This window comes from Pseudomonas sp. Root569, from assembly GCF_001427465.1.
GTDB classification, from domain to species: domain Bacteria; phylum Pseudomonadota; class Gammaproteobacteria; order Pseudomonadales; family Pseudomonadaceae; genus Aquipseudomonas; species Aquipseudomonas synxantha.
On sequence record NZ_LMGQ01000003.1, the window covers coordinates 45,786 to 67,758 of the forward strand.

At 57.4% G+C, this 21,973-nt stretch carries 19 protein-coding genes and 2 tRNA genes; 2 read left to right on the forward strand and 19 right to left on the reverse strand.

Annotated features, from left to right (window positions below; genetic code table 11):
- Positions 1-24: 24 nt before the first annotated feature.
- The 10 genes from nusA to rlmE form a co-directional block, all read right to left on the reverse strand.
- Positions 25-1,506: a transcription termination factor NusA gene (nusA, locus tag ASD70_RS03950; RefSeq protein ID WP_043051766.1), complete on the reverse strand. Its 1,482-nt coding sequence runs from the start codon at positions 1,504-1,506 to the stop codon at positions 25-27.
- Positions 1,507-1,553: 47 nt separating this feature from the next.
- Positions 1,554-2,012 carry a ribosome maturation factor RimP gene (gene rimP / locus ASD70_RS03955; protein ID WP_032867412.1) on the reverse strand — a complete coding sequence of 153 codons (459 nt, stop codon included), beginning with the start codon at positions 2,010-2,012 and terminating at the stop codon, positions 1,554-1,556.
- A 140-nt stretch (positions 2,013-2,152) separates the two neighbouring features.
- Positions 2,153-2,229, reverse strand: a tRNA-Met gene (locus ASD70_RS03960).
- Between the two features lie 96 nt (positions 2,230-2,325).
- Positions 2,326-2,411, reverse strand: a tRNA-Leu gene (locus ASD70_RS03965).
- 21 nt (positions 2,412-2,432) lie between these two features.
- Positions 2,433-2,816, reverse strand: a complete 384-nt coding sequence (gene secG / locus ASD70_RS03970; RefSeq protein WP_003194191.1) for a preprotein translocase subunit SecG — start codon at positions 2,814-2,816, stop codon at positions 2,433-2,435.
- Between the two features lie 4 nt (positions 2,817-2,820).
- Complete coding sequence (gene tpiA / locus ASD70_RS03975) at positions 2,821-3,576, reverse strand: triose-phosphate isomerase (protein WP_056845706.1); 756 nt, start codon at positions 3,574-3,576, stop codon at positions 2,821-2,823.
- 66 nt (positions 3,577-3,642) lie between these two features.
- A complete protein-coding gene (gene glmM, locus ASD70_RS03980; protein ID WP_043051840.1) occupies positions 3,643-4,980 on the reverse strand; it encodes a phosphoglucosamine mutase in 1,338 nt (445 codons plus the stop codon).
- A gap of 16 nt (positions 4,981-4,996) precedes the next feature.
- On the reverse strand, positions 4,997-5,848 hold the full coding sequence (gene folP / locus ASD70_RS03985; RefSeq protein WP_046069551.1) for a dihydropteroate synthase: 852 nt from the start codon (positions 5,846-5,848) through the stop codon (positions 4,997-4,999).
- 8 nt (positions 5,849-5,856) lie between these two features.
- A complete protein-coding gene (ftsH, locus tag ASD70_RS03990) occupies positions 5,857-7,767 on the reverse strand; it encodes an ATP-dependent zinc metalloprotease FtsH (RefSeq protein WP_046069552.1) in 1,911 nt (636 codons plus the stop codon).
- A gap of 200 nt (positions 7,768-7,967) precedes the next feature.
- Positions 7,968-8,618 carry a 23S rRNA (uridine(2552)-2'-O)-methyltransferase RlmE gene (rlmE, locus tag ASD70_RS03995; protein ID WP_034117848.1) on the reverse strand — a complete coding sequence of 217 codons (651 nt, stop codon included), beginning with the start codon at positions 8,616-8,618 and terminating at the stop codon, positions 7,968-7,970.
- 106 nt (positions 8,619-8,724) lie between these two features.
- Here rlmE and yhbY point away from each other — a divergent pair, with 106 nt between their 5' ends.
- Positions 8,725-9,033 (forward strand): ribosome assembly RNA-binding protein YhbY, encoded by a 309-nt coding sequence (gene yhbY / locus ASD70_RS04000; RefSeq protein ID WP_043048386.1) that lies wholly within the window; start codon positions 8,725-8,727, stop codon positions 9,031-9,033.
- 9 nt (positions 9,034-9,042) lie between these two features.
- Here the strand turns inward: yhbY and ASD70_RS04005 are convergent, their stop codons facing one another.
- The 8 genes from ASD70_RS04005 to grpE form a co-directional block, all read right to left on the reverse strand.
- Positions 9,043-9,447, reverse strand: coding sequence for a hypothetical protein (locus ASD70_RS04005; RefSeq protein WP_043048387.1), 405 nt, complete (start codon positions 9,445-9,447; stop codon positions 9,043-9,045).
- 28 nt (positions 9,448-9,475) lie between these two features.
- Positions 9,476-9,952, reverse strand: a complete 477-nt coding sequence (gene greA / locus ASD70_RS04010; RefSeq protein WP_043048492.1) for a transcription elongation factor GreA — start codon at positions 9,950-9,952, stop codon at positions 9,476-9,478.
- A 2-nt stretch (positions 9,953-9,954) separates the two neighbouring features.
- Positions 9,955-13,176 (reverse strand): carbamoyl-phosphate synthase large subunit, encoded by a 3,222-nt coding sequence (gene carB / locus ASD70_RS04015; RefSeq protein WP_043048389.1) that lies wholly within the window; start codon positions 13,174-13,176, stop codon positions 9,955-9,957.
- A gap of 105 nt (positions 13,177-13,281) precedes the next feature.
- Positions 13,282-14,418, reverse strand: a complete 1,137-nt coding sequence (gene carA / locus ASD70_RS04020) for a glutamine-hydrolyzing carbamoyl-phosphate synthase small subunit (RefSeq protein WP_003235052.1) — start codon at positions 14,416-14,418, stop codon at positions 13,282-13,284.
- 259 nt (positions 14,419-14,677) lie between these two features.
- Positions 14,678-15,484, reverse strand: coding sequence for a 4-hydroxy-tetrahydrodipicolinate reductase (gene dapB / locus ASD70_RS04025; RefSeq protein WP_056845707.1), 807 nt, complete (start codon positions 15,482-15,484; stop codon positions 14,678-14,680).
- Positions 15,485-15,493: 9 nt separating this feature from the next.
- Positions 15,494-16,618 (reverse strand): molecular chaperone DnaJ, encoded by a 1,125-nt coding sequence (gene dnaJ, locus ASD70_RS04030; protein WP_056845708.1) that lies wholly within the window; start codon positions 16,616-16,618, stop codon positions 15,494-15,496.
- 317 nt (positions 16,619-16,935) lie between these two features.
- Entirely contained in the window at positions 16,936-18,852 is a 1,917-nt protein-coding gene (dnaK, locus tag ASD70_RS04035; RefSeq protein WP_046069556.1) for a molecular chaperone DnaK, read from the reverse strand.
- A 102-nt stretch (positions 18,853-18,954) separates the two neighbouring features.
- Positions 18,955-19,524 (reverse strand): nucleotide exchange factor GrpE, encoded by a 570-nt coding sequence (gene grpE, locus ASD70_RS04040; RefSeq protein ID WP_056845709.1) that lies wholly within the window; start codon positions 19,522-19,524, stop codon positions 18,955-18,957.
- A gap of 254 nt (positions 19,525-19,778) precedes the next feature.
- Here grpE and recN point away from each other — a divergent pair, with 254 nt between their 5' ends.
- Entirely contained in the window at positions 19,779-21,452 is a 1,674-nt protein-coding gene (gene recN / locus ASD70_RS04045) for a DNA repair protein RecN (RefSeq protein WP_056845710.1), read from the forward strand.
- Between the two features lie 85 nt (positions 21,453-21,537).
- Here the strand turns inward: recN and fur are convergent, their stop codons facing one another.
- Positions 21,538-21,942, reverse strand: a complete 405-nt coding sequence (fur, locus tag ASD70_RS04050; RefSeq protein WP_003194220.1) for a ferric iron uptake transcriptional regulator — start codon at positions 21,940-21,942, stop codon at positions 21,538-21,540.
- Positions 21,943-21,973: the final 31 nt, after the last annotated feature.

Sequence of the window (21,973 nt, forward strand, 5' to 3'; positions counted from 1 at the left end):
CTTCTCTCCTCAGGCCGCGCCTAATTACTCGAACCAATGGGCTCGGGCGGCCATGATCAACTTGCCGGCACGATCATCGTCAATGCCGTCGATGTCGAGCAGATCGTCAATAGACTGCTCGGCCAGGTCTTCGCGGGTAATTACGCCGCGCACCGCCAGTTCCATCGCCAAATCCTTGTCCATACCCTCAAGCGAGAGCAGGTCTTCGGCCGGATGGGCGTCTGCCAGCTTTTCCTCAGTAGCGATGGCTTTAGTCAACAAACGATCCTTGGCCCGAGCGCGAAGCTCGTTGACGGTGTCTTCGTCAAAGCCGTCGATGTTGAGCATTTCTTCCAACGGTACGTAGGCAATCTCTTCCAGGCTGGTGAAGCCTTCATCTACCAGCACCTGCGCCAGGTCTTCATCGACTTCCAGCTCTTCGATGAAGTTGCGCAGGATGTCACCGGTTTCAGCTTGCTGCTTAGCCTGGATGTCCGATTCGGTCATCACGTTCAGGGTCCAACCGGTCAGTTGGCTGGCCAGACGCACGTTCTGACCACCACGACCAATGGCCTGAGCCAGATTGTCTGCGCCAACGGCGATGTCCATTGCATGGGCATCCTCGTCAACGATAATTGCCGCCACTTCAGCCGGCGACATCGCATTGATCACAAACTGCGCCGGGTTATCGTCCCACAGGACGATGTCCACACGCTCGCCGCCCAACTCGCCCGACACTGCCTGGACGCGCGAACCGCGCATACCGATGCAGGCGCCTTGCGGGTCGATGCGCTTGTCCTTGGAGCGGACCGCGATCTTGGCACGCGAACCCGGGTCCCGGGATGCAGCCATGACTTCGATCAGACCTTCGGCGATTTCCGGCACTTCGATGCGGAACAGCTCGATCAGCATTTCCGGCGCGGTACGCGACAGGATCAACTGAGGGCCGCGGTTCTCGGTGCGGATTTCCTTGAGCAGCGCACGCAGACGCACGCCAACACGGAAGGTTTCGCGAGAGATGATGTCTTCACGGGCCAGCAACGCTTCCGCGTTGTTACCCAGGTCGACGATCACGTTGTCGCGGGTGACTTTTTTCACGGTGCCGGAGATGATTTCCCCCAGGCGCTCGCGATAAGCGTCAACGACTTGAGCGCGCTCGGCTTCGCGAACCTTCTGCACGATGACCTGCTTGGCAGTCTGTGCAGCAATGCGGCCGAACTCGATCGATTCGATCTTTTCTTCGACGACATCACCGACCTGGGCACCAGGGTGCGTCTGCGCAACCTTGCTCGGCCAGGTTTCGATGGCCGGATCATCAAGATCGGCTTCTTCGACGACCGTCCAGCGACGGAAGGTCTCATAGGCACCGGTGTGGCGGTTGATTTCCACACGCAGATCAACTTCATCTTCAAAACGCTTTTTGGTAGCAGTGGCCAGGGCCAGCTCCAGCGCTTCAAAAATCACGTTTGCCGGTACGCCCTTTTCATTGGATACCGACTCAACAACCAGCAGTACTTCTTTGCTCATCGTACGCCTCGCCTTTCGCAAGCCATTGGATCCGCGGGATCCGCGTCTCAGTCAAAACTGGGAATAATGTTGGCCTTGTCGATCATATCGATCGGCAACAGGAACTCATGGTCTTCTACCTGCACCACGACATCCTGTTCTTCTACACCGCGCAGAAGGCCCTGAAAGTTGCGTCGCCCTTCGAACGGGGAGCGCAGCTTGATCTTCACTTGTTCACCGGCATATTTAGCAAACTGCTCGATAGTGAACAGCGGGCGTTCCATGCCTGGCGAGGAAACTTCGAGGGTGTATTCAACGGCGATGGGATCTTCAACATCCAGCACACCGCTGATTTGACGGCTGACAATTGCACAATCGTCGACCAGCACGCCGCCCTCTTTATCGATATAAACGCGCAACATTGAGTGGCGACCTTGAGCCGAAAACTCAATACCCCAGCATTCATAGCCTAGGGCCACGACCACCGGGGCCAGCAAGGCCTGCAACTCTTCTAGCTTGCTCGACACCTGAACCCCCTCGTGCATGTATGTGCATGCTGTGCAAAATAAAAAAATGGGCGAAACGCCCATCCTTGAAACGCCGTCGAACAGCGGCGTTGAAAGTGTCCAGCTAACAAAAAGCCCCTTAAAAGGGGCTCCGCTAAAACTGGTTGCGGGGGCCGGATTTGAACCGACGACCTTCGGGTTATGAGCCCGACGAGCTACCAGACTGCTCCACCCCGCGACAAAGCTGGGGCGGAAGTATACGACCGATCCCTTACAGGGTCAATGTAACCTTCCACCTACAAGAAAGCCCGCAACAGCGGGCTCTCCTGATAATTGGTACCGAGAAGGGGACTCGAACCCCTACACCCTATGGGCACAACCACCTCAAGGTTGCGTGTCTACCAATTCCACCACCTCGGCAATACAGCGTTTACAACCTTCTTACTTCTGCTCTTGAGCTGGAGGCACGTCAGTCGCTGGAGTAGCCGACTTTTGCTCTTGAAGCACCGGGACATCATCAGAAGCCGGTTTTGCTTTTGGTACTTCCAACACTGCTGGGTTTGGGAGACCTACTTGAGTCAGCACATGAGCCTTCTCTTTAGCAAAGTAACCTAACCCCAAGCTGGTTATGAAGAAACCGGCGGCAAGTATAGCAGTAAACTTACTAAGAAAGGTAGAGGAACCTTGGCTTCCGAACACAGTATTTGAAGCACCTGCACCGAAAGACGCACCAGCATCCGCACCTTTACCCTGTTGCAACAAAACCAGAGCAACTACGCTCAGGGCAGCCAACAGATGAAAAACGACTACGACTGTTTCCAGCATTTTTTCAGTTTCCCGCGGCGCGACAGATCGCACCGAACTCATCTGCATTCAGGGAGGCTCCACCAATGAGCCCCCCATCGATATCCGGCATGCCGAACAGTTCGACCGCATTGGCCGCCTTCACGCTGCCGCCGTATAGAAGCCGCACACCTTGTGCGACCTCAGAATTCTCTGCCGCCAACTGCGCGCGAATGGCTGCATGCACATCCTGCGCTTGTTGCGGTGTAGCAGTCAGCCCGGTACCAATGGCCCAGACCGGCTCGTAAGCAATGACTGACTTTGCAAACGCACCAACACCCAGCTCCTCAATGATGCTGCCCAGCTGACGCGAGACAACTTCAAGAGTCTTGCCCGATTCGCGCTGCTCCAGGGTCTCCCCTATGCACAACACTGGAATCAAGCCACAAGCCTGTGCCGCTGCGAACTTGCGGTTGAGTGTCCCATCACGCTCGCCCATCATCTGACGACGCTCGGAGTGCCCGACCAGCACATAGGAACAACCCGCATCCACCAACTGACTTGGCGAAATCTCGCCAGTCAACGCACCTTGCATGGGCTCCACCGCAGAGTTCTGCGCGCCGACCTGAATCGACTTACCTTTCAAGCCGTCAACCACTTGGTTGATATGCAAGCAAGGCGGGAACACCGCGACATCAACACCGCTAGGCAAGGCCAAGTGACGAAGGCCGTTGATCAGCTCAGCGACACTGGCGCGGGTACCGTGCATCTTCCAGTTACCAGCTACCATAGTGCGACGCATGCTGTACCTCGTCGGTCAAAGTGGGCGCAGATGTTACCCAACCACATCATCACTGGCAAGCCGAATTCAGGCGCAAACTTCAGTTACCAGTTTTGCCAGGTCTTCGGCATGGCCGCGAACCTGGGTTTCGTCTTCGCCTTCGACCATGACGCGCACCAGAGGCTCTGTGCCGGACTTGCGCAATAACACACGCCCACGCCCAGCCATTGCCTGGGTCACACGCTCGCAAGCCTCTTTGACTGCCGGGTGCTCGATTGGGTTTTCGCCACCGGCAAAACGCACATTCAGAAGCACTTGCGGGCATTTGCGCAGGGCTTGGCGTGCCTGGGCCAGGCTCTCTTCACGACGACGCAAGGCCAGCAAAACCTGCAACGCGGCGATGATCGCGTCGCCAGTGGTGGTGTGCTGGAAGCAAACAACATGCCCCGAATTCTCCCCACCGACCAGCCAATTACGTTCCAGCAACTCGGCGATCACATAACGGTCACCAACATTGGCACGAATAAAGGGGATACCCAGTTCTGCCAGCGCCAGTTCGAGCCCGAGGTTACTCATCAAGGTACCAACGACACCACCGTGCAGCTTGTTACGCTCATGCAGGTCACGAGCAATGATGAACAGCAGGTCATCACCATCCACGATCATACCGGTGTGATCCACCATCAGGACCCGGTCCCCATCGCCGTCGAAAGCGATGCCCAGGTCTGCGTGCTCGGCCAGCACAGCCGCCTGCAGCTGCTCCATGTGGGTGGAGCCACAATTATCGTTGATGTTCAAGCCATTAGGCTGTGCGGACAGTACCGTGACCTGCGCGCCCAACTCCTTGAAGACGCTCGGCGCTACCTTGTAGGTCGCACCATGGGCGCAATCGACGACGATCTTCAACCCGGCAAAATTGGTACTGCTTGGAACGCTGCTTTTGCAGAATTCAATATAACGGCCGGATGCGTCATTAATACGCGACACCTTGCCTAGCTTGCTGGATTCAACCACCGTCATCGGCGCATCCAGCAGCTCTTCGATCATCAGCTCGATCTCGTCAGGCAATTTGGTGCCCTGCCCGGAAAAGAACTTGATGCCATTGTCATCATGAGGGTTATGAGAGGCACTGATTACAATCCCAGCCTCAGCGTGGAACGTGCGCGTCAGATATGCGATCGCCGGTGTGGGCATAGGCCCCAGCAGCATCACATCGGCTCCGGCGGCCGACAAGCCGGCCTCCAGCGCTGACTCAAACATGTAACCCGAGATACGGGTATCTTTGCCTACCAGGATGCGACAAGCGCCCATGCTGCGGAACGCCATGCCTGCCGCCCAGCCCAGCTTGAGCATGAAATCAGGAGTAATCGGAAATTCGCCGACCCGACCACGAATACCGTCGGTGCCAAAATATTTTTTAGTCATAAGTGCTCCATCATTCTTATTCGGCTGATTCTACAGCAGCAAGCATGCGCACCACATCGACCGTTTCGGCGACATCATGCACACGCAAAATACGTGCGCCCTTGGTCACGGCAAGCGCCGCAAGCGCCAGGCCGCCATACAAGCGCTCGCCCACCGGGCGATTCAAGGCGAGCCCGATCATGCTCTTGCGCGAGACACCCACCAACAGCGGGCGACCAAGGGCATGCAGAGCATCCATGTGCTTGAACAGGCTCAAATTGTGCTCCAGGGTCTTGGCAAAGCCAAATCCCGGATCAAGGATGATCTTCTCAGGTGCAATTCCCACAGCCACGCACTGGGCCATCCTGTCAGCAAGAAACCCACTTACTTCGCCAATCAGGTCGTTGTAGTGCGGATTATCCTGCATATTGCCGGGCTCACCCAGCATATGCATCAGACAGACAGGCAGGCCGGTCGCTGCGGCGGCATCAAGGGCACCATCACGTCGCAACGAACGTACGTCGTTGATAAGTCCCGCCCCCAGACGAGCAGTTTCGCGCATCACCGCCGGAGTGGAAGTGTCCACCGAGATAATCACATCCAGCTCGCGGGCGATGCGCTCGACAACCGGCGCCACTCGCTCCAACTCTTCCAATGGCGAAACAACACGAGCACCAGGCCGGGTCGATTCACCACCGACATCAATCAAAGTCGCGCCAGCGGCCACCATCGCCTCGGCGTGGCGCAACGCAGCGTCTACCTGGCTGAAACGGCCGCCATCGGAAAAGGAATCAGGGGTTACATTGAGAATGCCCATGACATGTGTATGGGCCAAATCAAGAACCCGGTTGCCGCAAGGCAACCGGGTAGAGGACAACGCAGAAGTCATTTCAAACCTTAATGGTCAGCCGCCGGGCCACCGATCGGGGCTTCAGGGAGTTCATTCTGAACTACGGGCGGGGTGCCCGAGGTACCCGAACCACCTTCCCAATCACGAGGCTCACGCGGCGTACGGCCAGCCATGATGTCGTCGATCTGGTCGGCATCGATGGTCTCATACTTCATCAGCGCATCAGCCATGGCGTCAAGCTTGTCGCGGTTATCAGTCAGGATCTGCTTGGCCGTGCCGTAGCACTGGTCAATGATGCTGCGAACCTCGGAGTCGATCAGCTTGGCTGTCTCACCCGAGAAGCTGGCGCTCTGACCGCCACCACCACGACCCAGGAACACTTCACCCTCTTCCTCGGCATACATCAAGGGACCCAGTTTTTCCGACAAGCCCCACTTGGTCACCATGTTCCGGGCAATCTGGCTGGCACGCATGATGTCGTTGGACGCGCCGGTGGTCACACCGTCGAAACCAAGGGTCATTTCTTCCGCAATCCGGCCGCCGTACAGCGAACAGATCTGGCTGATCAGTGCCCGCTTGGAGAGACTGTAGCGGTCCTCCTCCGGCAGGAACATGGTCACACCCAGGGCCCGACCGCGCGGGATGATCGACACTTTGTAGACCGGGTCATGCTCAGGCACAACGCGACCGACAATAGCGTGACCCGCCTCGTGATAAGCGGTGTTCTGCTTCTCTTTCTCGGACATGACCATGGATTTGCGCTCGGCGCCCATCATGATCTTGTCTTTGGCCAGCTCGAACTCTTTCATTTCAACAATGCGCTTGCCGGTACGGGCAGCGAACAAAGAAGCCTCGTTGACCAGGTTGGCCAGGTCAGCACCGGAGAAACCAGGCGTACCACGGGCAATCACAGCCGGTGCCACGTCGTCACCCATTGGCACTTTGCGCATGTGTACTTTCAGGATCTGTTCACGGCCACGGATATCCGGCAGGCCAACCACGACCTGACGGTCGAAACGGCCCGGACGCAGCAGTGCAGGGTCCAGCACGTCCGGACGGTTGGTTGCGGCGATGACGATAATGCCGTCATTCATCTCGAAACCATCCATCTCGACCAGCAACTGGTTGAGGGTCTGCTCACGCTCATCGTGACCACCACCCATGCCGGCGCCACGATGGCGACCAACGGCGTCGATTTCGTCGATAAAGATGATGCACGGCGCGTGCTTCTTGGCCTGTTCGAACATATCGCGAACACGGCTTGCACCCACGCCGACGAACATTTCGACGAAGTCAGAACCGGAAATGGTAAAGAAAGGCACCTTGGCTTCACCGGCAATCGCCTTGGCCAGCAAGGTTTTACCGGTACCCGGAGGACCCACCATCAACACACCGCGAGGAATACGACCACCCAGGCGTTGGAACTTGCCCGGATCGCGCAGGAACTCAACCAGCTCGCCGACTTCTTCCTTGGCCTCGTCGCAACCGGCAACGTCAGCCAGGGTGGTCTTCACCTGATCCTCGGAGAGCAGGCGCGCCTTGCTCTTGCCGAAGCTCATCGGCCCGCCCTTGCCTCCTGCCCCGCCCTGCATCTGGCGCATGAAGAACATAAACACGGCGATAATCACCAGGATCGGGAAGCTGGCTACCAGGAGCTGGGTCCAGATACTCTGCTGCTCCGGCTGCTTGCCTTCCACGACGACCTTGTTATCCACCAGGTCGCCGATCAGCCCATTGTCCTGAATTGCCGGACGAATGGTCTTGAAGCTGTCGCCATCGATGCGCTTACCGGTAATCACGTAGCCATCAACCGCTACGCGCTCGACCTTGCCATCCTTAACTTGCTGGATGAAGTCGGAATAGTTGAGGGTCTGCGGCTCGTTAGGGCTGGAGAAGTTGTTCATCACCGTCACCAGGACAGCCGCGATGATCAACCACAGGATCAGATTCTTTGCCATATCGTTCAATTAACTACCCTCTGAAGCAAGCTCCGCTACTGGCGCGCGCTTCGCATGATATTCACCGGCCTAACTTACTACATTACCTACATCTCTGGCAGGCGCCGTCTGTAACCCTTTGTGAAACTTTGACCACACAATATTCGTAAAGCCTCATGACGAAAGCGATATAAAAAAACCTATCGCCCTCCTCGAAATTCTCAAAAACGCTCTTCGCTCGCCGCGCCTTCGACGCCGCGGAAGCCGCGGCACAACAGGTATTGCTCCCTGGACCTGTCCCGGGAGGAGTCCGGCTTACGCGTCTGAACCTTGTCGAACAACTTGCGGATGTTCTTGTGGTACTCGTCGAAACCTTCACCCTGAAACACTTTCACCAGGAAATCACCACCTGGACGCAATACGCGCCCCGCCAGATCCAATGCCAATTCACACAGGAACATGGCTCGCGGCATATCAACAGCCGGTAATCCACTCATATTGGGGGCCATGTCGGAAATCACAAGGTCTACCTGCGAATTTCCTACAGCCTCCAGAATCTCGGCCAGCACCGCGTCCTGGGTAAAATCACCGTGGACGAAGGTGACATCCGGGATGCTGTCCATCTCAAGGATGTCGGAAGCGATCAGTCGACCTTGCCCACCAATCAGACGACTGGTCACTTGGGACCAGCCACCGGGGGCCGCACCAAGGTCGATAACGCTCATGCCCGGACGAATCAACTTGTCCTTGTCCTGGATCTCCAGCAGCTTGTAGCTGGCCCGGGAGCGATACCCATCCTTCTGCGCCTTTTTGACGTAAGGATCGTTGAAATGTTCTTGCAGCCACTTAAGGCTAGTTTTGGAACGGGCCACGGGCCACCTCGAAAAATAAAACGGGTCGTGATTAACTGGGCGGTCCCGGACTCGCTCGGGTAAACTGGCCGCCGCTTTTTACAAGATCAGACGCAGGGGTCAGATTATGCCGCTCACTCAAGAGCAGAAGAAACAGTACAAATCCATTGGCCACCATCTGAAACCAGTTCTGATTGTGGCAGACAACGGGTTGACTGAAGGTGTGTTAGCCGAATTTGAACGCGCACTGAACGATCACGAACTGATCAAGATCAAGGTCAATATCCTTGATCGCGAAGCGCGCCTGGCTGCCGTTGCAGAACTGTGCAAGGCGGGCAAGGCGGACCTGGTCCAGGTCATCGGCAAGATGGCGCTGCTGTATCGCAAGAACTTCAGCGTCAACAAGCAACTGTCGAACGTACACCGCTTCAAGTAACAAAAAGGGTCACGGGCGTGCTTCGCGCGCCCTGCCACTCCATCCCGGGACTGGCTGCATCACCAGCACCAGGCCGGAGAACCCTAGCACAAGATAGCTGAACAGCCGCCAGCGCAACGCTTCCGGCAGCCATACATGCACCACGCAAAACATCGCGCACGCATACAGCGCCATCAACAGCAGTTGCCCACGAATATCTCGCCACAGACTCCCCAAGCCTTCAGCCTTGATCAGCACTAACGCCTGAAGCATTACGCACGCCGCCGCAAAACCTACCAGCAGCGCACTCAATAATCCGTCGACCTCGTCGATCAGCAGCGGTGCCAGGCCAATCAGGCCCAGCGCCGGTAACACGCCAATATGTAACAGCCACAGACCGCCGACCCAAAGCATCTGGGAGAGCTGCCAAAGCATGGCGCCCGCACGAAGCGGGCGCTTTTTTTCAGATGTGACGAACTTCGACAATCTCGTACTCGATCACGCCACTCGGCGTCTTCACAGCAACCACGTCGCCCTCTTCCTTGGCAATCAAGGCACGAGCAATCGGCGAACCGACGGAGATCTTGCCTTTTTTGAAGTCAGCCTCATCTTCTCCCACGATCTGGTAGGTCACGCTCTCATCGGTCTCGACGTTGGCGATTTCCACCGTGGTGCCAAAGATCACCTTGCCAGTATGCGGGATGGTCGTGACATCGATAATCACCGCATTCTGCATGCGCCCCTCGATGTCACGAATCCGCGCCTCGACCATACCCTGCTGCTCGCGGGCAGCGTGGTATTCGGCGTTTTCCTTCAAGTCACCCAGCTCGCGGGCCGTACCGATGTCCTGGCTCAGCTTTGGACGTACGACCTTGGTGAGATGGGCGTGCTCCTCTTCCAGGGCCTTGGCACCCTGAACGGTCATTGGGTATTTGGTTATGCTCATGCCTTCAATCCCGCATGTAAATCCTGCAAGCGACGCACGGTCTTTTCCGGACCGAACTTGAGCGCTTCGCAGATGGCTTCGCCAGCAGCAATGGTGGTGGTGCAGTAGATCTTGTGCTGCAAGGCATTACGACGAATGGAATAGGAGTCCGCGATCGACTGGCGACCTTCGGTGGTGTTGATGATCAGCGTGACTTCGTCATTCTTGATCATGTCGACCACGTGCGGACGGCCTTCCGTCACCTTGTTCACGCGACGTACTTTCAGGCCGGCAGCTTCGATCAGCTTGGCGGTCCCGGCGGTAGCCACGACTTCAAAGCCCAAGTTGATCAGATCACGGGCAACCCCTGCAACCAGTGGCTTGTCGTCATCACGCACGCTGATAAACGCAGTACCGCCGGTCGGAAGCACTTCACTGGCCCCCATCTGAGCCTTGGCGAACGCTTCACCGAAGGTATCGCCCACGCCCATCACTTCACCGGTGGACTTCATCTCCGGGCCCAGGATCGGGTCCACACCAGGGAATTTGGCGAATGGGAATACCGCCTCTTTCACGCTGTAGAAGTTTGGAATGATTTCCTTGGTGAAACCGATTTCCTTCAAGGTCTTACCGGCCATCACACGGGCCGCGATCATGGCCAGGGACACACCGATGCACTTGGAAACAAACGGCACGGTACGCGAAGCCCGCGGGTTGACTTCGATGACGTAGATGTCTTCACCTTGCAGCGCCAACTGTACGTTCATCAGGCCGACCACACCCAGCTCCAGAGCCATTTTCTTGACCTGCTCGCGCATCTCGTCCTGGATGTGCGCCGGCAGCGAGTACGGCGGCAGCGAGCATGCGGAGTCACCGGAGTGAACGCCCGCCTGTTCGATATGCTGCATGATTGCGCCGATCACCACGTCGGTACCATCGCAAACCGCATCCACGTCCATTTCGATAGCGCAGTTGAGGAAGTGGTCCAGCAGCACCGGGCTGTCGTTGGACACTTTCACCGCATCACGCAGGTAACGCTTGAGTTCGTCTTCTTCGTAGACGATTTCCATCGCCCGCCCGCCCAGTACGTAGGATGGACGCACCACCAACGGGTAGCCGATCTTGCTGGCAGCACGGATGGCTTCGTCTTCGCTGCGCACGGTAGCGTTTGGCGGTTGACGCAGGTTAAGGCGCTCAACCATCTGCTGGAAACGCTCACGATCTTCGGCACGGTCGATAGCGTCCGGGCTGGTGCCGATGATCGGCACACCGGCGGCTTCGAGGGCACGCGCCAACTTCAGCGGAGTTTGCCCGCCGTACTGGACGATTACACCTTTGGGCTTTTCGACGCGACAGATTTCCAGGACGTCTTCCAGCGTTACCGGTTCGAAATACAGACGGTCGGAAGTGTCGTAGTCAGTGGAAACAGTTTCCGGGTTGCAGTTGACCATGATGGTCTCGTACCCGTCTTCGCGCAGCGCAAGGGCGGCGTGTACACAGCAATAGTCGAACTCGATGCCCTGGCCGATACGATTCGGACCGCCACCCAGAATGATGATCTTGTCGCGGTCCGACGGCGCGGCTTCGCACTCTTCCTCGTAGGTGGAGTACATGTAGGCGGTGTCGGTGGCGAATTCGGCTGCGCAGGTATCAACGCGCTTGTAGACCGGGAAGATCTCCAGCTTGTGGCGATGGGTGCGCAGGTTCTTCTCGGTCACACCCAGCAGCTTGGCCAGGCGCTGGTCGGAGAAGCCTTTGCGCTTGAGACGGAACATCAAGTCGCGGTCGATAGACGACAGACCGAGGGTCTTGACCTTCTCTTCTTCCTTGATCAGATCTTCGATCTGCACAAGGAACCACGGGTCGATCATGTTCATGCCGAAGATATCTTCGACGCTCAGGCCGGCACGGAAGGCGTCAGCCACATACCAGATACGCTCGGCGCCCGGCACGGTCAGCTCGCGCTTGAGGATGCTCATGCTTTCCGGATTGCTCAGGTCGAGCTTCTCGTCCAGGCCGCAAACACCGACTTCCAGGCCACGCAGGGCTTTCTGCAGGGACTCCTGGAAAGTGCGACCGATCGCCATGACTTCACCGACAGACTTCATCTGGGTGGTCAGGCGCGCATCAGCCTTGGCGAACTTCTCGAAGGCAAAGCGCGGCAGCTTGGTCACGACGTAGTCGATAGACGGCTCGAAAGACGCCGGCATAGCGCCGCCCGTGATTTCGTTTTGCAGCTCGTCCAGGGTGTAACCGATCGCCAGCTTGGCAGCGATACGCGCAATCGGGAAACCGGTAGCTTTCGAAGCCAGTGCCGAAGAACGCGATACACGCGGGTTCATCTCGATCACGACCATGCGGCCTGTGTCCGGGCAGATACCGAACTGAACGTTGGAACCACCGGTTTCAACGCCGATCTCACGCAATACCGCCAACGAGGCGTTGCGCATGATCTGGTATTCCTTATCCGTCAGGGTCTGCGCCGGAGCAACAGTGATCGAGTCACCGGTGTGCACACCCATCGGGTCGAAGTTTTCGATGGAGCAAACGATGATGCAGTTGTCCTTCTTATCGCGGACAACCTCCATCTCATACTCTTTCCAGCCGATCAGGGATTCGTCGATCAACAGCTCCTTGGTCGGAGACAGGTCCAGGCCACGGGCACAGATTTCTTCGAACTCTTCACGGTTGTAAGCAATGCCACCACCGGTGCCACCCATGGTGAAGGACGGGCGGATGATGCATGGGAAGCCCAGCTTTTCGAGAACCGCGTTGGCCTCTTCCATGCTGTGGGCAATACCGGAGCGCGGGCAGTCAAGGCCGATGGACTTCATGGCCTTGTCGAAGCGCGAACGGTCTTCAGCCTTGTCGATGGTGTCGGCATTGGCACCGATCATCTCCACGCCGAACTTCTCCAGGACACCTTCGCGCTCCAGGTCCAGGGCGCAGTTCAACGCCGTCTGGCCACCCATGGTCGGCAGCAGCGCGTCCGGACGCTCTTTCTCGATGATCTTGGCCACGGTCTGCCACTTGATCGGTTCGATGTAGGTGGCGTCGGCCATGGCCGGGTCGGTCATGATCGTGGCCGGGTTGGAGTTCACCAGGATGACGCGGTAGCCCTCCTCGCGCAGGGCTTTACAGGCCTGGGCTCCGGAGTAGTCGAATTCGCAGGCCTGGCCGATCACGATCGGGCCAGCGCCGAGAATCAGGATGCTTTTTATGTCTGTACGTTTTGGCATGGGTTTGTCACTCAAATCCGCAGGTCAGTCGGCAAGCCGTCATGAACAATCTTTGAAAAGCCTGCGGGGGCCACCGAAGCTCGGGGCCGCCCGCAGGCCAGTCAGTCAGCGTCGCTTGGCCATCTCATTAATGAAACGGTCGAACAGCGGCGCTACGTCGTTCGGGCCCGGGCTGGCTTCAGGGTGGCCCTGGAAGCTGAACGCGCTCTTGTCGGTGCGCTCGATGCCCTGCAGGGAACCGTCGAACAGCGACTTGTGAATGGCGCGCACGTTGCTTGGCAAGGTGGCTTCATCTACCGCAAAACCGTGGTTCTGGCTGGTGATCATCACAATGCCGGTATCCAGGTCTTGTACCGGGTGGTTTGCACCATGGTGGCCGTGCCCCATTTTCAGGGTCTTGGCGCCGGAGGCCAGGGCCAGCAACTGGTGGCCCAGGCAGATGCCGAATACCGGGATCTCGGTTTCCAGCACGTCCTTGATGGCCTGGATGGCGTAGTCGCATGGCTCGGGGTCACCCGGGCCGTTGGACAGGAACACACCATCGGGTTGCAGGGCGAGCACGTCGCTGGCCGGGGTCTGTGCCGGCACCACGGTCACGCGGCAACCGCGCTCGACCAGCATGCGCAGGATGTTGTACTTGACGCCGTAGTCGTAGGCGACCACGTGGTAAGGCAACTCGGCAGCATCGATGGTCGCATGGCTGTCAGTCTTCAAATCCCAGACAGTGGAGCGCCACTCGTACTTTTCTTTGACACTGACGACTTTCGCCAGGTCCATGCCCTTCAGGCCAGGGAAACCTTGTGCTGCGGCAATCGCCGCCTCTTCGGAAATATTGTCACCGACCATGATGCAGCCGTTCTGCGAGCCTTTCTCACGCAGGATGCGCGTCAGGCGGCGCGTGTCGATACCGGCGATCGCCACAACATTGTTGGCTTTCAGGTAATCGGACAGCGACATCGTGTTACGCCAGTTGCTCGCAACCAGTGGCAGGTCACGAATTACCAGACCCGCCGACCAGACACGATCAGACTCGACGTCTTCCGGTGTAGTACCGGTGTTGCCGATGTGCGGATAGGTCAGGGTAACGATCTGTTGGGCGTAGGAAGGATCGGTAAGGATTTCCTGATAGCCGGTCATGGCAGTGTTAAACACTACCTCTCCAACGGTTTGACCGTCGGCTCCAATGGCTTCGCCGCGAAAAATGCTGCCATCAGCAAGGGCGAGTATGGCTGGCTTAGTCAAGAAGACCTCCCGTAAATAAAGCCTGAAAGGGCGATCGCAGGTTGTAAAAAAGCGGAGTGACGTATGGACACGTCACCCCGCTTCTTCACTGAATTATTCTGCGCGCTTTTAGTGGACACACTAAAGCTGTAGCTTACAGAAAAAGGCTTTTTTGGTCCACCGCTAATGAGCCTTAAAGGCAGGGGAATGCGACAGGACGTCGCTTAGCGGGTAAAAACGGGGCCTCAGGATAATCGTGGGCCCCAGTTTTAGCTACTGATTAGTGCAGATCCAGCACATCGCGCATGTCGTACAAGCCAGGCTCGCGCCCCTCCAACCAGAGCGCAGCACGTACCGCCCCCTTGGCAAACGTCATGCGACTGGAGGCCTTATGCGTGATCTCCAGGCGTTCGCCTTCGGTGGCGAACAGCACTGTGTGATCGCCCACTACATCACCACCGCGCACGGTCGCAAAGCCAATGGTGTCGCGCGCACGCTCACCTGTATGACCTTCGCGCCCGTACACAGCCACTTTCGACAGATCGCGACCCAACGCATCGGCTATGGCTTCACCCATGCGCAGTGCAGTACCGGAGGGCGCGTCGATCTTGTAACGGTGATGGGTCTCGATTATTTCGATATCCGCCTCATCACCCAGCACACGCGCCGCCAGATCCAGCAGTTTCAGCGACAGGTTCACACCCACGCTGAAGTTGGCGGCAAAGACGATAGGGATGTCCTTGCCCGCCTCCACCAGCAACTGCTTCTGCTCAGCACTCAAGCCTGTCGTGCCAATCACCATGGCTTTGCCCGCCTTGCGGCAGAACGCCAGGTTTTTCAGCATCACATCCGGCAAGGTGAAGTCGATCAATACATCGAACTCGTCAGCCACCTGCCCAAGACTGCCCGACAACGAAACACCGATGCGCCCCAAAGAAGCCAATTCACCGGCATCAGCACCGATCAACGTGCTGCCTGGGCGAACAATCGCCGCGGTCAGCCCAGAGGCCGGCGAACGCTGTTGCACCGCTTCGACCAGTGTCTTGCCCATGCGCCCGGCAGCGCCCATTACGGCTATACGTCGCATATCACTTCCTTACAGGTCGCCGAAGAAGCGCTTCACGCCATCGAAAAAGCCAGTGGTTTTCGGCGAGTGGGAATCGTCACCCTCCAGCGAACTACGGAATTCTTCGAGCAATTCGCGCTGACGACGCCCCAGGTTAACGGGGGTTTCCACCGCTACGCGGCACATCAGGTCGCCAGCAGCACCACCGCGTACCGGCGCAACGCCTTTACCACGAATGCGGAACTGCTTTCCGGTTTGAGTACCTTCAGGAATCTTGAGCTTGACCCTACCATCAAGGGTCGGAATTTCCAGCTCGCCACCCAAGGCTGCATCGACAAAGCTGATCGGCACTTCGCAGAACAAATGCTTGCCATCGCGCTGGAAGATCGAATGCTCGCGCACATTGATCACCACGTACAGATCGCCCGTCGGACCGCCTTGGGTACCCGCCTCGCCTTCGCCCGACAGGCGAATACGATCACCGGTATCCACACCTGCCGGCACTTTCACCGAGAGGGTCTTGTACTCTTCGACGCGGCCTTCGCCGTGGCAGGAGTCGCACGGATCAGAAATGATCTTGCCCTGACCATGGCAACGCGGGCAGGTTTGCTGCACCGAGAAGAAGCCCTGCTGCATGCGCACCTGACCGATACCACCACAGGTCGGGCAAGTAATCGGCGAGGAGCCTTTCTTCGCACCCGAACCGTCGCACGGCTTGCAATTGACCAGCGTCGGTACACGGATATTGACGCTGGTACCGCGTACGGCCTCTTCCAGGTTCAGTTCCAGGGTGTAGCGCAGGTCACTGCCACGCTGGGCACCGCCACGCTGACCACCGCGACCACCACCAAAGAAGTCGCTGAACACGTCGCCAAAAATATCGGAGAAGTTCTGGCCACCAAAACCGGCACCGCCGCCGCCCATGCTCGGGTCGACGCCGGCATGCCCATACTGGTCGTAAGCCGCACGCTTATTGGGATCACACAGGCATTCGTAGGCCTCGTTGGCCTCCTTGAACATCTCTTCGGATTCTTTGTTATCCGGATTACGGTCCGGGTGGTGCTTCATCGCCAGGCGGCGGTAGGCCTTTTTCAGGTCCGCCTCGCTGGCCCCGCGCTCCACACCCAATACTTCGTAATAGTCACGCTTTGCCATAAGTCTTTGCACTCTTAAGGACGTCCGGCCTGGCCCTCCTGAACCCTGCCAAACTCGTTGAGCCCCAATACAGGCCCGGACCCAACTCACGTCAATTCAACGATCCTGGTCATTACTGCTTTCAGCCAGGGACCCGGCCAAAAACGCGGTGATTGTCATTCGGAAAGCAGGAGCATTCCCGGTCACACCGCCAGCATCCGAGCGTTGTCGCATGCTGTAAAAATTCGCATACCCCAGACACGCCAACGCGGGAGCTAGCTCCCGCGCGGCGACATCCTACCAGTCACCGCTTGTCAGCGGTCAACCGGACAACCAACTTACTTGTTGTCTTTAACTTCTTCGAACTCGGCATCGACAACATCATCGTGCTTGGCTTCAGGCTCTGCTTGTTGCGCAGCACCGTCAGCCGGCTGAGCTTGTTCGGCGTACATTTTCTGAGCGACCGGCGCGGAGACTTTCGACAGTTCCTCAACCTTCGCCTCGATGGCGGCCTTGTCGTCGCCCTTGATGGCAGCTTCCAGGGCAACCACTGCTGCTTCGATTGCAGTTTTCTCTTCGGCAGTCACTTTGTCGCCAGCATCAGCGATCATCTTGCGAGTCGAGTGAACCAGCGCATCACCCTGGTTGCGAGCACCGGCCAACTCTTCGAACTTCTTGTCCGCTTCAGCATTGGTTTCGGCATCACGGATCATCTGTTGAATTTCTTCATCAGACAGGCCGGAGTTGGCCTTGATGGTGATTTTCTGCTCTTTGCCGGTAGCCTTGTCCTTCGCGCCAACGTGCAGGATGCCGTTGGCGTCGATGTCGAAGGTCACTTCGATCTGTGGCACGCCACGTGGTGCTGGTGGAATCTCAGCCAGGTCGAACTTGCCCAGGGACTTGTTCTGGGCGGCTTGCTTACGCTCACCTTGCAGCACGTGAATAGTCACGGCGCCCTGGTTGTCATCAGCAGTCGAGAACACTTGGGATTTCTTGGTAGGAATCGTGGTGTTTTTCTCGATCAGCGCAGTCATCACGCCACCCATGGTTTCGATACCCAGGGTCAGCGGGCTTACGTCCAGCAGCAGTACGTCTTTCACGTCACCAGCCAGTACCGCACCCTGGATCGCAGCACCCATGGCAACGGCTTCGTCAGGGTTGACGTCTTTACGTGCTTCTTTGCCGAAGAACTCGGTTACCAGCTTTTGCACCAAAGGCATACGGGTCTGGCCGCCAACCAGGATCACGTCGTTGATCGAGCCAACATCGATGCCGGAGTCTTTCAGCGCAATACGGCAAGGTTCGATAGTGCGCTGAACCAGGTCTTCAACCAGCGCTTCGAGCTTGGAGCGCGAGATCTTCACGTTCAAGTGCTTAGGACCGGTTGCGTCTGCAGTGATGTACGGCAGGTTGACGTCGGTCGACTGAGCGGAAGACAGCTCGATCTTGGCTTTCTCAGCGGCTTCTTTCAGGCGCTGCATGGCCAGCGGGTCACCCTTGAGGTTCATGCCGCTTTCTTTCTTGAATTCATCAACGAGGTAGTCGATCAGACGAATGTCAAAGTCTTCACCACCCAGGAAGGTATCGCCGTTGGTGGCCAACACTTCGAACTGGTGCTCGCCGTCAACTTCAGCGATCTCGATCACGGAAACGTCGAAGGTACCGCCACCCAGGTCATAAACGATCACAGTGTGATCGCCCTTGGCCTTGTCCATGCCGTAAGCCAGTGCGGCTGCGGTAGGTTCGTTGATGATGCGTTTTACGTCGAGGCCCGCGATGCGGCCGGCGTCTTTGGTTGCCTGGCGCTGGCTGTCGTTGAAGTAGGCCGGAACGGTGATCACCGCTTCAGTCACGGCTTCACCGAGGTAGTCTTCGGCAGTCTTCTTCATCTTCTTCAAGATTTCAGCCGAGATTTGCGGCGGCGACATTTTCTGGCCGTTTACTTCAACCCAGGCGTCACCGTTGTCGGCCTTGGCGATTTTGTAAGGCACCATCTTGATGTCTTTCTGTACAACTTCTTCGTCGAACTTACGACCGATCAGACGCTTTACCGCGTACAGGGTGTTATGCGGGTTAGTTACAGCCTGACGCTTGGCCGACTGGCCGACGAGGATTTCACCGTCGTTCGCGTAAGCAATGATCGACGGAGTGGTACGTGCGCCTTCGGCGTTTTCGATAACCTTTGCAACGCCGTTTTCCAGCACGGAGACGCAGGAGTTGGTGGTCCCCAGGTCAATACCGATAATTTTGCCCATGATTTACTCTCCCGAAACTTTAATTTTTTTGCCGCAGCAGTGGTGGCTAACCGCGGTAGTACTTAAACGCTTGACTTATAGATGGGGGCCTTGCGGCGGATTTCAAGCCTGCTCATCAATAGAAGGTGCAGGAGGTGCATCGGCGGCAGGAGCCTTGCTCACCACCACCATTGCCGGGCGCATCAAGCGACCGTTGAGTTGGTAGCCCTTCTGGAACACCTTCATCACGCTATTAGGCTCCAGGTCGTGACTTTCCTGCATGGCCATGGCCTGGTGGTGCTCAGCGTTGAAAGGCTCACCGCCTTGCGGATCGATAGCTTCCAGCTGATAACGCTTCAGGGTGTCCTGGAACATTTTCAGGGTCAGCTCGATGCCTTCGCGCATTGGGCGGATGTTTTCGTCGTCCGGGTTGGACAGCTCAAGACCACGCTCCAGGCTGTCGATGATCGGCAACAGATCACCGGCGAATTTTTCCAGCGCGAATTTATGAGCCTTCTCTACGTCCTGCTCGGCACGGCGGCGGACGTTCTGCAGATCGGCGGCAACACGCAAAGATTGATCCTGCGCAGCGGACAATTGCTCTTCGAGCACTTGCACGCGTGTCGCCAGCTCATCACCGGCAGCCGCGTTGGCGTCTGGAGTTTGCGTATCCTGCGTCTGTTCGTCAGCCATAGATCTCTCCTTTCAAAATCATGCGCGAACTCAACTCGCGCTTCTGTTCCGGTATATGGGGCCACAATTTCCAGGTTCAAGGGCGCAGGCGTTACCAAAAGTCTTTCGCATGTTCTGGATCATTTCCTGCGCGTTCATTCCGCATTGCGCTAAAAAAACGCATTGATCAAGCAAATCGAGCTAAGCATCGGGATTGTCAGCCCAGAATAAAACACTGTATAAATAACCAGACCTAAAGCCTGGGAGCGGCCGTCATGCTGGTGCACCTGTCTGTACACAACTACGCCATTGTTGAACACCTGGACCTTGAACTGGATCGCGGGATGAGCGTAATCACAGGCGAGACCGGCGCCGGCAAGTCGATCATGCTCGACGCTCTGGGCCTGACCCTCGGCGACCGCGCCGACAGTGGCGTGGTACGCCCTGGCTCTGACAAAGCCGATATCCTGGCCACCTTCGACCTTGCGGATATTCCTGAAGCCGAGGCATGGCTGGCCGAGCGTGACCTCAATAATGAAGGGCCCTGCATTCTGCGTCGGGTGATCACTGCCGAAGGGCGCTCCCGCGGCTATATCAACGGCACCCCTTGCCCCCTGGGCGACTTGAAAGCGCTGGGGGAGCTGCTTATTGATATCCACAGCCAGCATGAGCACCAATCCCTGCTGAAAACCGATACCCACCGCCGCCTGCTCGATGAATACGCCGGCGCCACCGATCTTGCCCGTCAAGTTCAACTCGCGGCCCAACGCTGGCGCCAGACGCGCCAGGAGCTGGAACGCCTCTCCAACTCCGGCGATGAACAACGTGCCCGCCACCAGTTGCTCAGCTATCAGCTGGAAGAGCTCGAAAGCCTGGGCCTGGGTGAGAACGAGCTGGAGCAGCTTGAGCAGGAACACAAGAACCTGACCAATGCCGAGACCCTGCTAGGTATATGCCGCCAGGTGGTCGAGCAATGCAGTGAGAGCGATTCCGGCAATGTACTCAACGCACTGACCGCCAGCCTCAATCGCCTGTCCAGTGTGAACAACGCTTCCGGTTCGCTGAGTGAAGCCACCACCCTGCTGACCAGCGCACAGATCCAGGTTGAGGAGGCGGTCGGCGAACTGAATCGTTTCCTGGACCATTTCGATGCCGATCCAGCGCGCCTGCAGGAAATAGAAGAGCGCCTGGATACTATCTATACCCTGGCACGCAAGCATCGAATCCAGCCCACTGAAGTCGCCGCCATGCAGCAGAAACTGCTGGATGAAATCGAGACGCTGAACGCGAACGACGAATCCATCGAGCGACTGGGCGAGGAACTCGCTTCGTTTGCCCGCCATTATCAAGAAAAGGCCCGGGAATTGAGCGACCTGCGCCATCAAGCAGCCACCAGCCTGGCCAGCGCCGTTGAGCAAGAAATCCAGCGCCTGGGCATGCCAGGCGGGCGCTTCACCATCGAACTACGCGCAAACGCCAGTCACGAACTGCAACCCCATGGGCTGGAGCAAGTAGAACTGCTGGTCAGCGCCAACCCCGGGCAACCACTCAAAGCCCTGGCCAAAGTCGCGTCCGGCGGCGAGCTGTCGCGAATCAGCCTGGCGATCCAAGTGATTACCGCCCAAACCTCACGAGTGCCGACGCTGGTATTCGACGAGGTAGACGTTGGCATTGGCGGGCCGACCGCTGAGATTGTCGGCCAGTTGTTGCGCCGCCTGGGGGATCGTGGACAGGTGCTTACGGTGACTCACTTGCCGCAAGTGGCCGCCCAGGGTCATCAGCATTTATTTGTGCACAAGGTGCGAGGCAATGACGCGACGCATACGGCCGTCTCCAAGCTGAACAAATCGGAGCGGGTAGAAGAGGTCGCGCGGATGCTCGGCGGTATCGACTTGACCAAGGAGTCCTTGGCTCACGCGAAAAAAATGGTCGTGGCGGCGAAGGCCTGAACTGATATTTCCCTTCTTATAGAAAGCACGAAGGCGACCCTGGGGTCGCCTTCAATCGTTTCACAGAGCAAATCTGCGTCGATTTTTACTTTTTCTTACGGATGTACAACACCAGATTATGATCGACCAAATCGAACCCATGCTCCTCAGCAATCTTATGCTGCAGCGCCTCGATTTCAGGACTGGTGAACTCGATAACCTCATTGGTATCCAGGTCAACCATGTGGTCATGGTGACCACCGTCGGCCAATTCGAACACCGCATGACCGCCGTCGAAATTATGACGAACCACCAGCCCTGCGGCTTCAAACTGGGTCAGCACACGGTAAACCGTGGCCAAGCCGACGTCCTCGTTAGACTCCATCAGCGCCTTGTAGACATCCTCGGCACTCATGTGGCGCTGCTCAGCAGAATCGAGCATTTGTAGAATCTTGACTCGTGGCAGAGTCACTTTGAGACCGGCTTTGCGTAGTTCGCTATTTTCAACCATGGTTAGCTTTCTCGCGGATGCTGCTTCGCAG

What these genes read in the sequence shown, in the direction of transcription:
- nusA (WP_043051766.1), bottom strand. Translation starts at nt 1,506, where the DNA reads ATGAGCAAAGAAGTACTGCTGGTTGTTGAGTCGGTATCCAATGAAAAG.
- secG (WP_003194191.1), bottom strand. Translation starts at nt 2,816, where the DNA reads ATGCTGGAAACAGTCGTAGTCGTTTTTCATCTGTTGGCTGCCCTGAGC.
- tpiA (WP_056845706.1), bottom strand. Translation starts at nt 3,576, where the DNA reads ATGCGTCGCACTATGGTAGCTGGTAACTGGAAGATGCACGGTACCCGC.
- glmM (WP_043051840.1), bottom strand. Translation starts at nt 4,980, where the DNA reads ATGACTAAAAAATATTTTGGCACCGACGGTATTCGTGGTCGGGTCGGC.
- folP (WP_046069551.1), bottom strand. Translation starts at nt 5,848, where the DNA reads ATGACTTCTGCGTTGTCCTCTACCCGGTTGCCTTGCGGCAACCGGGTT.
- ftsH (WP_046069552.1), bottom strand. Translation starts at nt 7,767, where the DNA reads ATGGCAAAGAATCTGATCCTGTGGTTGATCATCGCGGCTGTCCTGGTG.
- yhbY (WP_043048386.1), top strand. Translation starts at nt 8,725, where the DNA reads ATGCCGCTCACTCAAGAGCAGAAGAAACAGTACAAATCCATTGGCCAC.
- ASD70_RS04005 (WP_043048387.1), bottom strand. Translation starts at nt 9,447, where the DNA reads ATGCTTTGGCAGCTCTCCCAGATGCTTTGGGTCGGCGGTCTGTGGCTG.
- carB (WP_043048389.1), bottom strand. Translation starts at nt 13,176, where the DNA reads ATGCCAAAACGTACAGACATAAAAAGCATCCTGATTCTCGGCGCTGGC.
- dapB (WP_056845707.1), bottom strand. Translation starts at nt 15,484, where the DNA reads ATGCGACGTATAGCCGTAATGGGCGCTGCCGGGCGCATGGGCAAGACA.
- dnaJ (WP_056845708.1), bottom strand. Translation starts at nt 16,618, where the DNA reads ATGGCAAAGCGTGACTATTACGAAGTATTGGGTGTGGAGCGCGGGGCC.
- dnaK (WP_046069556.1), bottom strand. Translation starts at nt 18,852, where the DNA reads ATGGGCAAAATTATCGGTATTGACCTGGGGACCACCAACTCCTGCGTC.
- grpE (WP_056845709.1), bottom strand. Translation starts at nt 19,524, where the DNA reads ATGGCTGACGAACAGACGCAGGATACGCAAACTCCAGACGCCAACGCG.
- recN (WP_056845710.1), top strand. Translation starts at nt 19,779, where the DNA reads ATGCTGGTGCACCTGTCTGTACACAACTACGCCATTGTTGAACACCTG.
- fur (WP_003194220.1), bottom strand. Translation starts at nt 21,942, where the DNA reads ATGGTTGAAAATAGCGAACTACGCAAAGCCGGTCTCAAAGTGACTCTG.